Source organism: Sandaracinaceae bacterium, assembly GCA_016706685.1.
Taxonomy (GTDB): Bacteria; Myxococcota_A; Polyangia; order Polyangiales; family Houyiibacteriaceae; genus JADJJE01.
Genome location: JADJJE010000001.1, coordinates 506,068 through 521,753 on the forward strand (window position 1 = coordinate 506,068; position 15,686 = coordinate 521,753).

Consider the following 15,686-nt stretch of genomic DNA (forward strand, 5'->3'; position numbering starts at 1 on the left):
AGGAAGGGGCTGGCTGGCTAGAGGCCGCGGAGCTGGAGGGCTTGATCGCACGCCGCGAGGCTCTCGGCGCGCACGCCATCAGCGCCGTGGAGATCTGCCGAGAGGGCGCGGGCGAGCATGGCGAAAGGGACGCTCGCGCTGGCGCGACGGCCCAGACGCTCGATCAGGCCGAGCAACTCGCGCCGCACCGGCTCGCCGAGGGGATCGCCCGTGTGGCGGGCGCGCAACAGCGTGAGGACGCGCTCGGCATCGGGACGCTCCCGCGTGGGGACGTCGGCCAGCGCCGAGGCACCGCGCGCGGCGTAGTCGGCGAAGACCTCAGGCACGCTTCACCGCCCCGTGGCGTCCCTCGATCAACGACTCGCTCAGCGCCCAGAGGCGCGCCGCAGCGAGCTCATCCAGCGCCACACGGGACGGCTGGGCGCGCTGCGAGCGCGAGAAGTAGCGCCCGCTCACGTCATCGAGCGAGGGGTGCGTGGCGGCATGCAGCGACGTGGCCGCGCCTTGCTCGGGCGTGAGCAGCACCAAGCGCGCCACCGTGTTGCTGAGGAAGCTGAGCACACCGCTGTCGCGCGCGATGTCGGTGGCCACCGAGCCCGGGTGCACCGCGTTCGAGCGCACGTGACGCTTCTCCACCCGCAGGCGCCGCGCCAGCTCGAGGCTGAACAGCAGGTTGGCGAGCTTGCTCTGATCGTACGCGCGCAGCCCCGAGTAACCCTTCTCCAGCATGACGTCATCCCAGCGGATGCCCTTGCAGTTAACGTGGCGACGCGAGGACACGTGCACGATGCGCGCAGGCAGCGCCGCTCGGTCTGCCATGTGGTCCAGCAGGTGCCGAGTGAATTCGAAGTGCGCCAGGTGGTTCACGGCGAACGTGTCCTCGAAGCCGTCTTGGCTGAGCGTTCGCTCGCTGTGCCACACCCCCGCGTTGTTCACGAGCACGGCGAGTGGCTCGAGCCGCTCGCGCACCTGGGCCGCGCACTCCCGCACCTCGGTCAGCGAGCTGAAGTCCGCGCGCAGCGCGATGGCACCCGCCCCCAGCGACGTGACGGCGCGCTCGAGGCGGGCAGGGTCGCGGCCGACGATGGCCACGCGCTCGAAGCCCCGGCGCAAGAGTCCGCGCGCCGTCTCGAGCCCGATGCCGCTGCTCCCGCCGGTGACCACTGCGTGCCGAACGTCCATGGGCCGCGAGTGTACCTGGCACGAGAATCGCAAGCCATGGCGTCGCGCGACCTTCGTCGCCAAGGAGCAAACACGATGAGCAAGCTACTTCGAGGGGTCGCCGCAGGTTGGGGAGCGAAGCAGACCGGGTTCGGCTGCTTCGGAACGGTGATCGTCTTCGCCATCCTGTGGGCCGTGCTCGGCAACTTTCAGATCTTCCAGTAGTGCCGACGCGCCTCCAACGCCTACAGCAGAGCCTCCCAGCGGCGCTGGTGAACCGCTTCATCGAGATCGACCTGATGACCCAGGCTGCGGCGCTGGCCTTCTATGCGGTGCTCTCGATGGCGCCGCTGCTCGTGCTGCTGCTCTGGCTGACCGCCTCGCTGTATCCGAGCGCGCAGAGTGAACTGATCGGTCAGATTGGTCAGCTGGCCGGCCGCGAAGCCGAGGCCATCGCCGCGACCATGATCGACAACGCCCGCGCACGCCCGAGTGTGGGCACCGTGGCTGGAGTCTGGGGAACGCTGCTGCTCTTCATCGGCGCCACGGCGGTGTTCGCCCAGCTCCAGGGTGCGCTCAACTTGATCTTCCACACCGCGGCGCGACGCCCGGACACCTTCACGGCGTGGCTGCGCAAGCGCGTGTTCTCGTTCGGAGTGATCTTCGCGCTGGGGTTCCTGCTGATCGTGTCCATGTCGCTGGCCACGGCGCTGCAAGTCGTGTTCGCCAACGTGCCCTCCATGCTGCCCCTGGTCGGGACCGTTGCCAGCTTCGTCATCTACGTGGTCACGTTCGGCTTCCTCTACCACTTCCTGCCCGACCGCCCCGTCCACTGGCGACAGGCGTTCCTCGGCGGCCTGAACACGGCGCTGCTGTTCACGGGTGGGCGCTACCTCATCGGGCTGTACATCGCGAGGACCGATCCCGGCGGGGCGTACGGCGCGACGGGCGCCCTGGTGATCCTGCTCGTGTGGATCTACTACGCCTCGGTCGTGTTCTTCATCGGCGCGCTGTTGACGGCCGTGATCGATGAGCGGGCGACCCGCGCTGCGGCAGAGTCAGTCGCCGCCCCGCCGACTGGTCAGGAAGGCAGCCCATAGCGTGCCTGCGGCGCTCAGCAGCGCCAACAGCGTGGGAGCCACGAAGAAGTAGCGAAGGCAGATCAGGAACACGAAGCCGAGCGCCACGCCATGCGCGAGGGCCATGCGGGTGGCCGTGCGCGGGTGCTCGCCGGAAACGCCCGCGAGTTCGAGGGAGAGCGCACTGCCAAAGAGCAAGTACACCACGAACAGCGCGCCGTAGCCGACGTGGAAGTCCATCATGGTGCGCTGGACACCGAGCCTCTCGACGGGCGCCGACTCCATCCCGAAGACCACGAGGTCCATGACGAAGCCGTGGCCGGAGTCGGAGAGCATGCCGAGCCCGTGCGTGAGCGCGAAGAGGAACAGCAGGAGTGCCACCACGCGGTGGAGAAGCTTGGGGTTCATGGCGGGTTGCTCACTCCGGCAAGCTGGCGGCTGCGCGGCGACCCGCGTAGGCCCAGTAGGCCGCGTTGACCGAGCCTATCGCGAGCGCCGCCACGGGCAGCGCGAACATCCAGGAGAAGCTAGCCGGATGGTGAGCATCCAGCCAGTGCCCGAGCGTGGCCGCGAGCAGCATGGGCAGCACGATGGTCCAGCCGACGAGGCCCATGGGCACGAAGCCCAATCGGCCGGCGGGGATGCGCTGGCGCGCCTTCCACTTGCGGGCGATCTCGGCCGTGGCCTTTTCGGCAACGGCGCGCGTCTCCTCGGTGTCCGGAGGTGGTTCGATGTTCATGACCTCGTGACGTGCAAGATGGAGCCCACCCACGTCACCGAGTGCGCCCGGGTGCGCTGTAACCCTCCTGATCCGGCTCCGGTGATGTGACTCCATCAATCTGACCGGCCGCCCCACCAGCCCGATGGGGTGCCGGGGGGCTTGCCGCCGCTGCGCGGAGCGGGCATCACAGCGCGGTGACCGACACCATCGAAGGCAAAGTCCTCATCACCGGCGCGAGCGGCTTCATCGGCAGCTGGCTGCGCGACACACTGCTCGAGCGGGGCTCCGACGTCCTGGCCATCCGGCGACCGGGTTCGCCTGCGGCACGGACGGGACGGAGCGTGGAGGCGAACTACGACGACCTCGCCGGGCTGAAGCGCATCATGGCGAGCGAGCGCCCTGACTACGTGCTGCACGTGGCCGGCGCCACCAAGGGCCGCACCTACGCCGACTTCGAGCGCGGCAACGTGATGCCCACGGAGAACCTGTTGCGCGCGGCCGAGGCGGAGCACAAGGGGCTGAAGCGCTTCGTGCACGTGTCATCTCTCGCGGCCTATGGCCCCAGCCGCCCGGGGCAGCCGCTGCGCGAGACCGACCCGCGCCGCCCGGTCGAGTTCTATGGCGAGAGCAAGCTCGCGTCGGAGCGCGTGGTGGAGCGCGCCCAGGTGCCCTACACCATCATCCGCCCGAGCGGCGTCTACGGGCCACGTGACGTGGACATGCTCGAGCTGTTCAAGCTGGCGCGCGGCCGCGTGAACCTGTTCTTCGGGAACCGCAAGAGCTGGGGGAGCTTCGTCTACGTGGACGACGTGGTATCGGCCATCCTGCGTGCGGGCGCGGCGACGGCGGCGGAGGGGCGCGGCTACTTCCTGGCCGACGGCGAGCCCATCACGTGGGAGACGCTCCAGGCCGACATCATGGCGGTGGTCGGGAAGCGCGCGCTGACGGTCTCGCTCCCGAAGCAGATGCCCTTCGTGGCCGGGGCGCTGGGTGAGCTCGCCACTCGCTTCGACGGAGAGCCACGGTTGATGAACCGCCAGAAGGCCATCATGGGCGCGCAGGATGCCTGGACCTGCCACGCCGACGCCGCCGCCAGCGACTTCGGGTTCGCCGCCACGCTGCCACGGCGCGAGGCGCTGGCCCGCACACACGCGTGGTACGAAGCCAACGGCTGGTACCGTCGCTGAGGCCCGTTCGATGCCCCTCCCGGGCACAGGCAGAAAGCCGTCGCGCCGAGTGTGACTGTGATAACTTCCGCGCCCATGGATTCACCGTCGGCGCTGGTGCCGGGACCGATCGCGAGGACCCTGCTCGAGCTCGCTGAGCGCGGGGCGAGCGGCGAGATCGCCATCGGCGGCCGCAAGCTGGTGCTGCACGAGGGGCAGGTCATCGGCGTGCTGCCCGCGCCCGGTGACGAGCCGCTGGACAGTTTCCTGGTGAAGGCCGGGCGCCTGGACGACGCCGCCGCGCGCGCGGCGCGAGCCAAGTCCGAGATGTCGGGGAACCCGCTGATACGCGAGCTGGAGACCGTGCTCACGCCCGCGCAGCTCACGCAGGGGCTGCGCGCGCTGTGGCTGGATCGGCTGGTCTTCGGCCTCCAAACCGACGTGGACGCTGGGCAGGGGCTCAACGACTTCGAGCCTGCGGCGGCGCTGAGCGCACGCGCCGGCGAGCACCGCACCCCGCTGCTGGAGCTGCTCCTGGACGCCCTCGCCCGGAGAGCCGGTGAGCGCGACGCTGGATTGGTGGGCTCGCAGGCGAGCAAGCTGTTGATCTGGCAGGACAGCGCTCATCGTGCGGCGGCGGAGGCCTGGGCCGAGCTGCCGGCGCTGGACCCGCCCCGCGTGGCGCGCTTGCTCGCCACCTCGCCCGCTGCCGCGTCCCGCATCGCCGCCCTGCTGCGTGCCGGGTTGGTGTTCCTCAGCGCTCGGGTGGACTCGCCTCCGCCGCCCCCGCCGCGGCCCACCACCATTGCGCCTCCGCCGGCGGGGCCCACCGAGGCGGCCATCGCGCCAGCCGTCATCATCGAGAGCATCCCCTCCGCCAAGCTCCCCGCGCGGCCCGCCTCGGTGCCGCCCCCGCGCTTGTCGGAGTTCGGGCACAAGCTCACGCCCCTGCCGCCCATCTTGATGCGCCTCGATGACCCGCTCGATCCGCTCGAGAAGCGCATCGCCAACCTCGAGGCCAGCAGCGCCCCGCCACGCGAGCGCGCCACCGCGTGGCTCGAGTTCGGGCGCGCCTGGCAGCGTCACCATCGCTCGCTCGAGGAAGCCTGTCGCGCGTTCCGCGAGGCCGCCGCAGCAGACCCAACGTACTACGACGCCCTCGACGCAGCGGCCACGATGTGCACCGCCATGGGACGCGTGGAGCTCGGCAACGCGTACGCGCGCGCGGCGGCGGCGGCCGCGGGGCAGCCGGGTGAGCGCGCGCGCAGCCTCAAGCTCATCGCGCGCAACGCGCGGCGCTTCGGCGCCATCGACGAAGCCGAGGCCACGCTGGTGCAGGCTCTCGAGGCGGACCCGAGCGACGGAGACGCATTCGAAGAGCTGGCTCGCGTTCGCCACCAGCGGGGCGACATCGTCGCTGCCGCGGCCGCCGCCGAAGCGGGCGCGGGTGCGGTGCGACGCCCGGAGCGTGCCCGCGCGCTGTTGGGCTTCGCGCGGGCCCTCGAAGACACCCCCGAGCGCACGAGCGCCTATGCCCGGGCCCTGTGCGAGGGCGGGTTCGGTGAGGCGGCGCTCAGCGAGCTGCGGCTGGCCGCGGCCGCCGCGGGAGCGCCGGACGTGCGCCGCCGCTTCTTGCTCGAGGCGGCGGAGATGGCCGAGACGGCCGAGCGTCCCGACCTCTCGCACGACTTCCTGATCGAGGCGTTCGTCGCCGAGCCTCAGCTGGAGGTCCTGCACGACCCACTGGTCGCCGACGCGCGCTCAGCGCAGTCGGACGCGCAGCTGGCCGTGGTGTTGGAGGCCGTGGCTGCCGCGAGCACGGGCGCGGCTCGAGCCCGCTGGCTGCGCGAGGCCGCCGAAGCCCACGTGCGCGCCGCGCCTCATGAGCCCCACGACACCTGGGCGGCTGAACTCTTGGTGCGGGCGCTGGCTGTGGATCCCGCTTCGCCCGAGACGCTCTCGGCGCTGCAAGCCGAGGCCGGGCGCGCTGGGCACGCTTCGCTGCTGCTCGACGGCCTCGAGCGGGCCGGCAAGGCAGGGCAGACGGCCGGCGAAAGCCGGGATGATGACGGCGCCCGCGCCGCCCGCGCCGAACTGTTGGACCGCGCCACTCGGCTCGCGGAGGAGTCGGGGCAGCTGGAGCGCGCGGCCAGTTGCCGTGAGCAGGCCCTAGCCCTCCGCGGTCGCAGCAGCGCCGACGCGGATCTGGCTCGCCTGCGCGCGCTGGCCACCAAGCGGGGTGCGTTGCTGGATCTCGCCCGCCGCGACCTCGAAGCGGCACCCGAAGCGGAGCGCGGGGCGCTCGCCATGCGGCTGGGGCTCTTGCTGCGCGACGTCCCGAGCGGTCGCGCAGAGGCCACGCGCTGCCTCCGCACCGTGCTCCTGGGTCCGGCAGCGCATCACGCTGCGGCCTTCGGCGCACTGGTCCGGGTGCTGCGCGTAGCCGGGCTCGACGCGGAGTGCGTGGAGCTCCTGCTGCGCGCTCCCGTCCACCTGAGCGGGACCGCCGCCGCCGAGGCGCTCTGTGACGCGGCGGGCATGCTGGCCCTCGCCGGAGACCCACTCGGGTGCGCGAGCGCCGCGCTGCGGGCGCTCGAGCTGGACCCGAGCTCGCGCGTGGCGTCAGCGCGCCTGGACCTCGCCGCACGGCAAGTGGGCGATCCGGATCTGCGTCAGCGGGCGCTGCGTTCCCGCTTGGCTCAGGCCCCCGAGGCCTCCGAAGCGGCTCGCCTGCAGGGTCAGATTGCGCTCGTGGCCGACGCCGCCGGGGCCCCCGACATCGCACTCCAGGCCGCACGCGACGCGCTGGCGCTCGATCCTCGCTGCGCCGACGCGCTGGCCCTGCTGGTGCGCTACTTCGACGCCCTGCCCGACCGCGAGGCGCTCGAGTGGGTGGCGCCGGCGCGTGCCGTGCTGGGCGACACACCCGCGCTCCTCGAGACCTGCCTGGCGCTGGCCGACCGGGCGCGCGACGAAGAGTTGGCTCGTGCCCTGCTGGACGCGCACTTCCGAATCTCACCGACCCCGGCCGTGGCCCTCGAGCGGGTGCGGCGGACGTTGCGCGCCACAGAGCGTGACCCAGAGCGCGATGCCGATGCGCTGCTCGAGCGTGCCGACCAAGCACTGCTGCCGCTGTGCATCGCCCCCGAGACCGCGAGCGTGGTCTCCGATGCGCTCACGGCGCTCCGCGACCTCTCGCGCGAGAACGCGGCCTGCACACTGGCGCTGCGTGCGCTCGACACACTCGGCGAGCGGGAGCTCTTGAAGCAGAGCTGGGAGCTCGCCAAGTCCGGCGTGGACCAGGCCTCCAAGATCGCCACCCTCGAGCGCATCGTGGCGTGGACCGAAGCCTCGGCGCGCGTGGACCCGCTACGGCGCCTCGCGGCGATTCAGCGTGAGCTCGGGAACGCCGCCGCCGAAGCGCGCACGTTGCTGCGCGTGCTGGCCGAAGAGCCCCACGACCCTCCCTCCCTCGAGCGCCTGGCCGACCTCTACACCGAGACCGGCGAGACGCAGCGCTTGATGGCCGTGCTGGCGCTCTCGCTCGAGGCCGCAGTGGGCGTGGTGCCGCGTCGGCACCGGTTGCTGTGCCTGGCGCAAGCCGCCATGCAGCGCGCGAACGATCCCGAGCGCGCCACCGGCTTCGTGGAGCAGGCCGTGGAAGAGAGCGGCCTGACGGGTGCGCGGGCCGAGCAAGCCCGTGTCGAGTGGTCCTCGCTCGTGCGTGGGCCTGCGCCGGAGGCTGGCCTGTCCGCGAGCGCGGGCTCCGGAGCGCCCAGCGCGCCGGCCGGCACCCAGACGGAGGCCGCAGAGGGCCCCTTCGACATCGACGCCTGGGTGGCAGTGAACCAGGCCGAGGCGGGTGCGGGTACCGAAGAGCTGACCAACCGCTTCGCCGCGGCCGTGCGCACCCTCGAGAGTGAGGGCGAGCTCTTGACCGCGCTGGACCTCGCCACGCGCGGCCTCCAGATCGACCCCCCGCACCCCGAGCTGCTCGTCACGTTCGAGCGGCTGACGCTGGCGAGCGACGCCGTGGATCGCGCCAAGGCCATGTACGAAGACCTCTGCGCACGCGCCATGGGTCCGCACGGTCTGCGCGGGCTGCGCTACCGCGAGGCGCGCTGGCTCGAGAGCGCCGGTGCCAATCACGAGGCGCTCGCGGCCTACGCCCAAGCGTTCGCCATGGCACCGGGCGAGGGCGTGGTGTTCAACGCCATCGAGCGCCTGTCGGTGCTGGTGTCCGACTCGCACGCGATGGTGGATGCGCTGGCCATCCTGTCGGAGCGCGCCACGCTCGCCGACCGACGCATCGAGCTCACGCGGCGGGCCGCCGGCTTGGCCGAGAAGGTGCTGAAGCAACCGCTGCGCGCCTTCGACCTGTACGAGAAGACCTTCAAGCAGACGAACCGCAGTGAGCTGCTCCCCGCGCTGCGGCGCTTGGGGAACCTGACCGAGGCTCAACAGCCCGAGCGCGTGGTGAAGATGCGCGAGCGGGTGATCGAAGGCCTGCGCAGCCGCATCGAGATGAGCTGGGACGCCCCGGACCAGATCTCGTCGCTGATCATCATCGCCGCCATCGAAGGCGAGGACCGCGCTGACCTCGACGCGGAGCGCGCGATCGCGAACGAAGCGCTGGCCATCGTGAAGCGCGAGGGCGACGGCGGGAAGGAAGCCGCCGCGCTGTTGCGGGCCCTCGCCGGTCGGCTCGTCGCCGCTGGGCGACTGGACGACGCCAGCACGGCGCGGGCGCAGGCTGACGCCCTCGACCCGGACGGTGCGGTGCCCGAAGCCAGCACTCCGACAACCCGCGCGGGCGACGCGGCCGCGTCAACGACCGACGACGCAGGCACCTTCGACGAACAAGCTGCGTGGGGCACGCCATCGGAGGCTCCCGAGGCGCCGCGGGACTGGACGGAGACGCCGGAAGTGGCCGAGCCCCCGGCCCAGGAGGGACGACCGTCCCTGACGAGCATCGAGGCCATCCCCGAGGGCGATCCACGGGCGGCCATGTGCCAGGAGATCGTGGCGTGGTTCCGTGACGACGCGGTGGTCCACGCCATCGGCGCGCCGCCCGAGCACGGCGCGGTGGACGCCATTCGGCGCGGCCCCTACGAGCTCGACTTCGGCGTGCTGTCCGCCGTTTGGCACTGCGCCCTGCCGGTCTTCCGCAAGACGCTGCGCCAGTACGGCGCCGCGGACGGCCGTCGCGTCAGCGGCATCGGCAACCGGCCGTTGGCCTTGGCCGTGCGCGAGGCCCTCGCCCGTACGCGCTCCCACGACGTGGCGGTCTACGCCTGCGACCCGTCCACCGGGACCGTCGGCGTGGCCCCCACACATCCGCCCTCCGTGTTGGTGAGCACGCTGGACGACTCCCCCGCCCGTCTGGTGTTCCGGCTGGCGCGCGCCATGCATCTGGCGCGGCCGGAGAACATCCTGTTGGCGACGCGCAGCGCCGACGAAGGGCGCACGCTCATGATGGCCATCCAAGGCGCCTTCGGCCCGCACAACCCGGGCCAGCCCATCGACGCCGACACGGCCTCGTTGGCAGCGGACCTGTGGCACACCATCGCGTCGCGCGATCAGGCCGACATCCGCCACGCCCTGCACGACAAGACGCTGGACTTCGACACGCTCTTCGAGCTGGCCCACGCACGCGCGACGGTGGTTGGCCTGCTGTCCGCGGGGCAGGTCACGGCCTCTCTCTCGGGCCTCTTCGTGGACGACCCCACGCTCGCGGGGCTACTCGAGCTGCCCGCAGACGCGCGGTTCGAAGCCGCCTACGACCGGTCGCCCGGGTTCCGCGCCCTGATGAACCACGCGCTGTCGCGCTGAAGCGCTCAGGGGCAGAAGCTCAGGGACACGAGATGATCGCGACGTCGTTCTGCCCCGGTGCGCAGGGCGTCACCAGCTCCTCGTCCACCGTGGCGCAGCGTGACAAGCAGGAACTCGTCCCCGGCACGCTTGCGCATGCGATGATCTGATAGTGGAAGTCGTAGTTGCCCTTCACCTCGAGGCCGCCGTTGGTGCGGCCGATGGGACGCAGCGCAGCGAGCACGGACCCCCCGGGGGCGGCGGCGACCGCGTCGGCGTAGCCCGGAGGCAACACCTGCACGGCGCCGGTGCCCATGGACACCTCTCCGGAGCCCATGAAGCCCTCGATGAACACGCTGGTAGGGACACGGAAGGGGTTGGGCAGCCCGACGTCCAGCGTGTTGCCACCCAGATCCTCGAGGCGCACGTCTACCCAGCGGACGTGCATGTCGGACGGGTTCGCCGCGTTGGCCGAGACGCGGTCACGCACCTGGGACGCAAACACGGGGTAGATCACCAGGTTGTCCGTGAGGGTCACGTCCACGACCGCGTTCGTACGGCTCACGGACGTGTCGACGAGGCACATGTCGTCCAGCCCCCCAACGCCCGTGATGAAGAGCGACGACCCATCGTTGGCGCAGCCAGTGATGCTGAAGGCCATCGAGAACAGAACCAGGGTGAGCAGGTGGCGCATGAGTTCCTCACATAGTCGAGTCGACTGCGGCTTCAGCATACGCGTTCCGAGGGACATGCCCAAGAAAGCGGCAGAGTGTCGAGTCTACGCGCGGACGGCCGCGCGGATAGCCTCGAGGCTCATGGGGACCACGGTGGTGTCTCCGGGCAGGCCTGGCACCACGAATTTCACCCGCGCTCCAGACTTTTTCTTGTCGGACTCGATGAAGTCGAGCGCCTGCTCGCTGAGGCGGGCGTCCAGGTCCGTGGGGAGGCCCAGGTCATCCATCAAGCGGGTCAGGCGGGCGACCGAGTCGGGCTGCGTGGTTCCGTGCGCGACTCCCACCCGCAGCGCCGCGATCATCCCGAGAGCGACCGCCTCCCCGTGCCGCAACCCCACGTATCCGTGGGCGGCCTCGAGGCCGTGCCCAACCGTGTGCCCCAGGTTCAGCAGCATGCGCTTTCCGCCCTCGCGCTCGTCCTGACGAACGATGCGGGCCTTCAGCCGGACGCTCATCTCGATGGCGCGAATGGTCGCCTCTTCCTCGCCCTGATTCAGCAGGGGCGCGTCCGCCTCGAGCTGGGCGACGGCGTCCTCGCCGTCGAGCCAGGCGCTCTTGACCACCTCGGCCAGGCCGGAGACGCGCTCGTCGTCCGGGAGGGTGCTCAGCGTCGCCACGTCGCACAGCACGAAGTGGGGCTGATAGAAGGTGCCCACCAGGTTCTTGCCGCGGGGCCGGTTGAAGCCGGTCTTGCCGCCCACCGAGCTGTCCACCATGGACAGCAGCGTGGTGGGCACCTGGCCGAGAGTCACTCCGCGCAGGAGGGTGGACGCGGCGAACCCGGTCAGGTCGCCGACCACCCCGCCCCCGACTCCCAGCACCAGCGCGTGGCGGTCCACGCCGGCTTCGAGCGCGGCGTCCCAGATGCGCTCCACGGACTGGATGTGCTTCCAGCGCTCACCGTTCTCGAGCTGAACGACCACGCAGCGACGACCCGCAGCCGTCAGCAGCGTAGCCACCTCGCCCGGCCAGGGGCGGCCATCATCGGCGTCGTGCACCAGCACCACGTCGCCCGAGCACGCCTGCCCCGCACGCTCGGCGACTCGAGCCCGAACCCCGCGGCCAATCTCGACGCGGTACGTTCGCTGACCAAGCGGCACCACCACGCGCGCCTCCTCCGAGAGCGCAGCGATCTGCGCGACGACGGCGTCGAGGTTCACCTTCCCGGTGTCGATCTCTGCGTGGCACTCCGCGTACGCTTCGCGACGCGCTTCCAGCAGCGCCCCCAGCCGCTCACGGCGAGCGTCGGGCGCGAGCCCCGCCAAGAGCGGCCTGCCCTCCCCAGCGCCAACGCGCTGAAGCAGCTCATCGAGGGACGCCCGCAGCGTGACCACCACGCCTGCCTCGAGCAGCTCGTGACGGAGTGCGTCTTGCGTCAGCGCGCCGCCACCCAGGGCAACGACGCCCCCCTCTGCGGCAGCCTCGCGCGCCGCCTGTGCCTCGAGCGTCCGAAACGCCGGCTCGCCCTGCTCTGCGAAGATGCGCTCGACGCTCATCCCCGCGTGCTGCGCGATGCGCTGGTCGAGGTCGATGACGGGCCGCCCGAGGTGGCGTCCGAGCGCCACGGCCACGGTGCTCTTGCCCGCACCCATCGGTCCTGAGAGGAAGATCGTTCGCACGCGACGCTGCGCCATGGGCATCCCCTAGCAGACGCGGCGGGGGGTGGCATGGTGGCCCGCCCCAAACGAAGCGAGGCGACCTCTCGCGAAGTCGCCTCGAAGACGGCCGGGCCGCTTTCGCTTACTGCGGCATCGACTCCGCGCGGTTCACGATGCGCGGGGTGATGAAGATGAGGAGCTCGTTGCGGTCATCACGGACCTGGCGGTTCTGGAAGAGCACGCCCAGCACCGGGATGTCGCCGAAGAAGGGCACCTGCCGGATGCTGCGGCTGGTGGTGCGCGTGTAGATGCCGCCGATGACCGCGGTGTGCCCGTCGGGGATGAGCAGGTCCGTCTCGGCCTCGCGCTTGAGGATGGTGGGGTCACCGCGAACGCTGGTACGGCTGAAGTCGGGCTCGTCGCGCGTGACGCGCACGTGCATGGACACCGAGCCGTCTGCCGTGACGTGCGGGCGCACGTTCAGCTCGAGCTTGGCCTCCTGGAAGGCCGTGTTCACGCCCTGAGCGCTCACCACGGAGTACGGGATGAGGGTGCCCTGCGCGATGGTGGCCTCGTGGTTGTCGAGGGTCAGGATGCGGGGCGAGCTGATGATGCGCACAGTGCCGCGCGCCTCGGCGGCGCTGAGGCGCACGTTGAGGTTGAAGTTGCCGCCCACGCTGCCCAGCGTCATGCCGAGCGCACCACCCGCGCCGGTACCGACTGCAGCGGGAAGGTTCACAGCGTAGTTGGGCGTTGCGAACGTGTTGGAAAAGGGCGACAGACCCGCCGTGGGTGTGCCTGCCGCGTCGGTCGCGCCACCCGCTACGCCCACGTTGCTCGGGAACACCAACCCTGTGGGGTTTCCGGTGGAGCTGCTCATGGAGACGTCGCCGCCCCACTGAATGCCCACGTCGCGCGAGTACTGGCTGCTGGCCTCGACGATGCGCGCCTCGATGAGGACCTGCGGCGTCTGCGTGTCCAGCGAGCGGATGAGCTCTTCGACGGCGTCGAGGTTCTCCTCGATGTCGCGCACGATCATCATGTTGGTGCGCTCGTCCACGGACACCGAGCCACGCTCGCTGAGCAGCTCGGTGACGCGCGGGGCAACGTCGGCCGCCGTCGCGTAGCTCACGGGCACGAGCCGGGTTTCGATGGGAGCGAGCTCGATGGCCTGGCGCTGCCGTGCGATGGCAGCCTCCCGCTCGGACTGCAGCTGGGAGAGCGGCGCCACGCGGATGAGGTTGCCTCGGCGCACCATGCCGAGACCCTTGGCCTGTAGGATGACGTCGAGCGCCTGGTCCCAGGGGACGTTCAGGAGGCGCAGCGTGATCTGACCCGTCACGTTGTCGGCCGCGATGATGTTCACACCGCCGACCTCGGCGAGGAGCCTCAGGATGTTGTGGATGTCCGCGTCCAGCACGTCGAGGTCGATGCGGCGACCGGAGTAGCCACGGCGACCCGCGCCCGCCACCTGGAGAGGGACATCGGTAAGGAATGCGGCGGCTTCGTCGGTCTCGACGGTGGTCACTTCGTCACCATCGCCGAGGAGACCCTCCATCTCTTCCCCGTCGCGGAAGTCACGCTCGCGAGCCACGGTGCGGGTCCGCGGCCGAGCCTGCTGGGTCGGGTCGCCCGAGAACACCCAGAGGATGCGGTTGCCGGCGCGCACGGCCGTCCCGGTCGCGCCATCAGCGCGCACCACGCGCACCACCACGCCGTCGTTGGTCTGCTCGACGCGCACGCGACGCACCAGGCCGTCGGCGCTGCCCTGGGTCTGCTGCGACACGCTCGGATCCAGGACGGCGCCGCGGATCTCGAGCACGTTGTCACTGCCGCGCTGCACGACCCGGAACGCGGACGCTCGGTCCAGCTGCAGAATGACCCGCTCGCGCCCGTCCCGTGACTCCACGGAGACACCCGACAACGTCGTGACGTCGGCAGGCACCGAGAGAGCCGCCTCGGGGATGGCGTCCGCAGACGCGGGCTGTGCCCAGAGAGCGGGCAACATCACTGCAAATAGGGTCGCGGAGAGGGCGCGCATATCAGGACTCCTGAGGTGAGTAGCGAGAGCTTCCATCGTCTTGCTACTCATCGCAAAAAACAGGCGAAACAACTTCATCAACCGCCGCTTGGAATCGTGGGAATGACGGGGGTTGCCGTCTCCCCCGTGATGGGCGCAACCGAGCCCAAGCTCATGAGCAACATCTGCTCGTCACTACGCAGCGTGAGCGTCCGCGTCAGTGCCGGTTGATCGGGCGCAGAGGGGTTCTCACGGGTGAGCACGACCTCGTTCGCGCGGATGCGGTCCACGCGCCACACCAGCGGAATGGCGATGCCGTCGGAGCCACCTACCTGCACGGTCTCCGGTCGCCCGATGTACTGGCGAGCGCGGACCGTGTAGCCCACACCGCTGCGGTCCGCGATCATCGCGCGGCCGCCCAGGCCACCAGTGATGATGCCCAGCACGCGCATTTCGTCGACGCTGGTGTCGGACATGATGCTCTCGACGGCAGGCGGCGCGATCACTTCGATCTCGAAGTGCCGGAAGGGGTCGCGCTGCTGTACGTCGATCTCGACGAACGCTTCGTCTGCGTAAACGAGGGCGGCGGGACCGGCGTCAGCGGCTGGCTCGGCCGGCGCGTTGGGATCCGCAACCGGCGGAGCCACTGCGGCACCTTCGGCGGTCGCCGTGGGAGGCGGCGCCGTGACCGGGCCACCGGCGCCAGCCTGGATCGGGTCGTCACAGCCGGCCGCGGCCAAGCACGTGGCGAGGAGCACAGACTCGATGGACCAACGCTGCGAGCTGAAAGGCGTGCGGCTCATGTGCCCGCTCCTGTATGCGGCGGCGGGGCGCCGCCCGCAGGGGCGCCTTCGGCCTCCGGCCGCTTGAAGGTGATGGCTTTGACGCTGATGGTGAGATCTTGCGTGTCCTCGTCCGGATGCTGGAGCGTGATGTCTTCCATGCTCACGGCGCGGTCGAGGCGCGACACGCTGTGGAAGAACCGCGCGATCTGATGGTGTGTCCCGGTGAGCTCGAGCTGGACGGGGATGCTGGTGTAGAACTCGCCCGGCTCCTCCGCCTGGGGCTCCACGTTCCGAAGGCGGATGCCGCACAGCTCGGCGGACCGGTTGATCTCCTCGAGGAAGGCGGCCATCTCGGCCTGCTCTGGCAACACTCGCCGGCTGCGGATGTCGACGGCCTCGCGCGCGGTCAGCTCTTGCTGAATCTGCACGAACTCCTGCTGACGCTGCAGCGCCTCGTTGCGCTCGGTGGTCTTCGTGGCGTTGGCCTGTTGCGCCGAGCTGATGTCGTCCGTCATGGGCTGGTGCAGCACGAAGAAGTAGAGCGCCGAAACCAGGCCAAAGATCACGAAGAGAATGGCCACCTTTCCGGCAAGAGGCACGTTCGCGAAGGT

Annotated in this window: 12 protein-coding genes; 3 read left to right on the top strand and 9 right to left on the bottom strand. The window is 70.7% G+C overall.

What is annotated here, in order from left to right; translation table 11 throughout:
- Positions 1–17: 17 nt before the first annotated feature.
- Both IPI43_02170 and IPI43_02175 read right to left on the bottom strand, forming a co-directional pair.
- Complete coding sequence (locus IPI43_02170) at positions 18–326, bottom strand: hypothetical protein (GenBank protein MBK7772933.1); 309 nt, start codon at positions 324–326, stop codon at positions 18–20.
- Positions 319–1,182, bottom strand: coding sequence for an SDR family oxidoreductase (locus tag IPI43_02175; protein MBK7772934.1), 864 nt, complete (start codon positions 1,180–1,182; stop codon positions 319–321). The genes IPI43_02170 and IPI43_02175 overlap by 8 nt, the downstream gene beginning before the upstream one ends.
- Positions 1,183–1,460: 278 nt before the next feature.
- On the opposite strand from IPI43_02175, the gene IPI43_02180 reads away from it, so the two are divergent.
- The gene (locus tag IPI43_02180) at positions 1,461–2,261 is read left to right on the top strand and encodes a YihY/virulence factor BrkB family protein (protein ID MBK7772935.1); all 801 of its coding nucleotides are present in this window, start codon (positions 1,461–1,463) and stop codon (positions 2,259–2,261) included.
- Here IPI43_02180 and IPI43_02185 read toward each other — a convergent pair.
- Both IPI43_02185 and IPI43_02190 read right to left on the bottom strand, forming a co-directional pair.
- Entirely contained in the window at positions 2,220–2,648 is a 429-nt protein-coding gene (locus IPI43_02185) for a hypothetical protein (GenBank protein ID MBK7772936.1), read from the bottom strand. The genes IPI43_02180 and IPI43_02185 overlap by 42 nt on opposite strands.
- Positions 2,649–2,658: 10 nt before the next feature.
- Positions 2,659–2,979 (bottom strand): AtpZ/AtpI family protein, encoded by a 321-nt coding sequence (locus tag IPI43_02190; GenBank protein MBK7772937.1) that lies wholly within the window; start codon positions 2,977–2,979, stop codon positions 2,659–2,661.
- A 176-nt stretch (positions 2,980–3,155) separates the two neighbouring features.
- On the opposite strand from IPI43_02190, the gene IPI43_02195 reads away from it, so the two are divergent.
- Positions 3,156–4,148, top strand: coding sequence for an NAD-dependent epimerase/dehydratase family protein (locus tag IPI43_02195; protein ID MBK7772938.1), 993 nt, complete (start codon positions 3,156–3,158; stop codon positions 4,146–4,148).
- Between the two features lie 75 nt (positions 4,149–4,223).
- On the top strand, positions 4,224–9,959 hold the full coding sequence (locus IPI43_02200; protein MBK7772939.1) for a hypothetical protein: 5,736 nt from the start codon (positions 4,224–4,226) through the stop codon (positions 9,957–9,959).
- Positions 9,960–9,978: 19 nt separating this feature from the next.
- Here IPI43_02200 and IPI43_02205 read toward each other — a convergent pair whose 3' ends face one another.
- The 5 genes from IPI43_02205 to pilO all read right to left on the bottom strand — a co-directional run bounded on the left by IPI43_02205 (position 9,979) and on the right by pilO (position 15,674).
- Positions 9,979–10,632, bottom strand: coding sequence for a hypothetical protein (locus tag IPI43_02205; protein MBK7772940.1), 654 nt, complete (start codon positions 10,630–10,632; stop codon positions 9,979–9,981).
- Between the two features lie 84 nt (positions 10,633–10,716).
- A complete protein-coding gene (aroB, locus tag IPI43_02210; GenBank protein ID MBK7772941.1) occupies positions 10,717–12,306 on the bottom strand; it encodes a 3-dehydroquinate synthase in 1,590 nt (529 codons plus the stop codon).
- Between the two features lie 106 nt (positions 12,307–12,412).
- Positions 12,413–14,389, bottom strand: a complete 1,977-nt coding sequence (pilQ, locus tag IPI43_02215; protein MBK7772942.1) for a type IV pilus secretin PilQ — start codon at positions 14,387–14,389, stop codon at positions 12,413–12,415.
- Positions 14,389–15,093, bottom strand: coding sequence for a hypothetical protein (locus IPI43_02220; protein ID MBK7772943.1), 705 nt, complete (start codon positions 15,091–15,093; stop codon positions 14,389–14,391). Before IPI43_02220 ends, pilQ begins: the two co-directional genes overlap by 1 nt.
- A complete protein-coding gene (gene pilO, locus IPI43_02225; protein MBK7772944.1) occupies positions 15,090–15,674 on the bottom strand; it encodes a type 4a pilus biogenesis protein PilO in 585 nt (194 codons plus the stop codon). Before pilO ends, IPI43_02220 begins: the two co-directional genes overlap by 4 nt.
- Positions 15,675–15,686: the final 12 nt, after the last annotated feature.

Excerpts from the sequence above, each read along its gene's own strand:
- IPI43_02175 (MBK7772934.1), bottom strand. The coding sequence starts at position 1,182 with ATGGACGTTCGGCACGCAGTGGTCACCGGCGGGAGCAGCGGCATCGGG.
- IPI43_02180 (MBK7772935.1), top strand. The coding sequence starts at position 1,461 with ATGACCCAGGCTGCGGCGCTGGCCTTCTATGCGGTGCTCTCGATGGCG.
- IPI43_02185 (MBK7772936.1), bottom strand. The coding sequence starts at position 2,648 with ATGAACCCCAAGCTTCTCCACCGCGTGGTGGCACTCCTGCTGTTCCTC.
- IPI43_02190 (MBK7772937.1), bottom strand. The coding sequence starts at position 2,979 with ATGAACATCGAACCACCTCCGGACACCGAGGAGACGCGCGCCGTTGCC.
- IPI43_02200 (MBK7772939.1), top strand. The coding sequence starts at position 4,224 with ATGGATTCACCGTCGGCGCTGGTGCCGGGACCGATCGCGAGGACCCTG.
- IPI43_02205 (MBK7772940.1), bottom strand. The coding sequence starts at position 10,632 with ATGCGCCACCTGCTCACCCTGGTTCTGTTCTCGATGGCCTTCAGCATC.
- aroB (MBK7772941.1), bottom strand. The coding sequence starts at position 12,306 with ATGGCGCAGCGTCGCGTGCGAACGATCTTCCTCTCAGGACCGATGGGT.
- pilQ (MBK7772942.1), bottom strand. The coding sequence starts at position 14,389 with ATGAAGTTGTTTCGCCTGTTTTTTGCGATGAGTAGCAAGACGATGGAA.
- IPI43_02220 (MBK7772943.1), bottom strand. The coding sequence starts at position 15,093 with ATGAGCCGCACGCCTTTCAGCTCGCAGCGTTGGTCCATCGAGTCTGTG.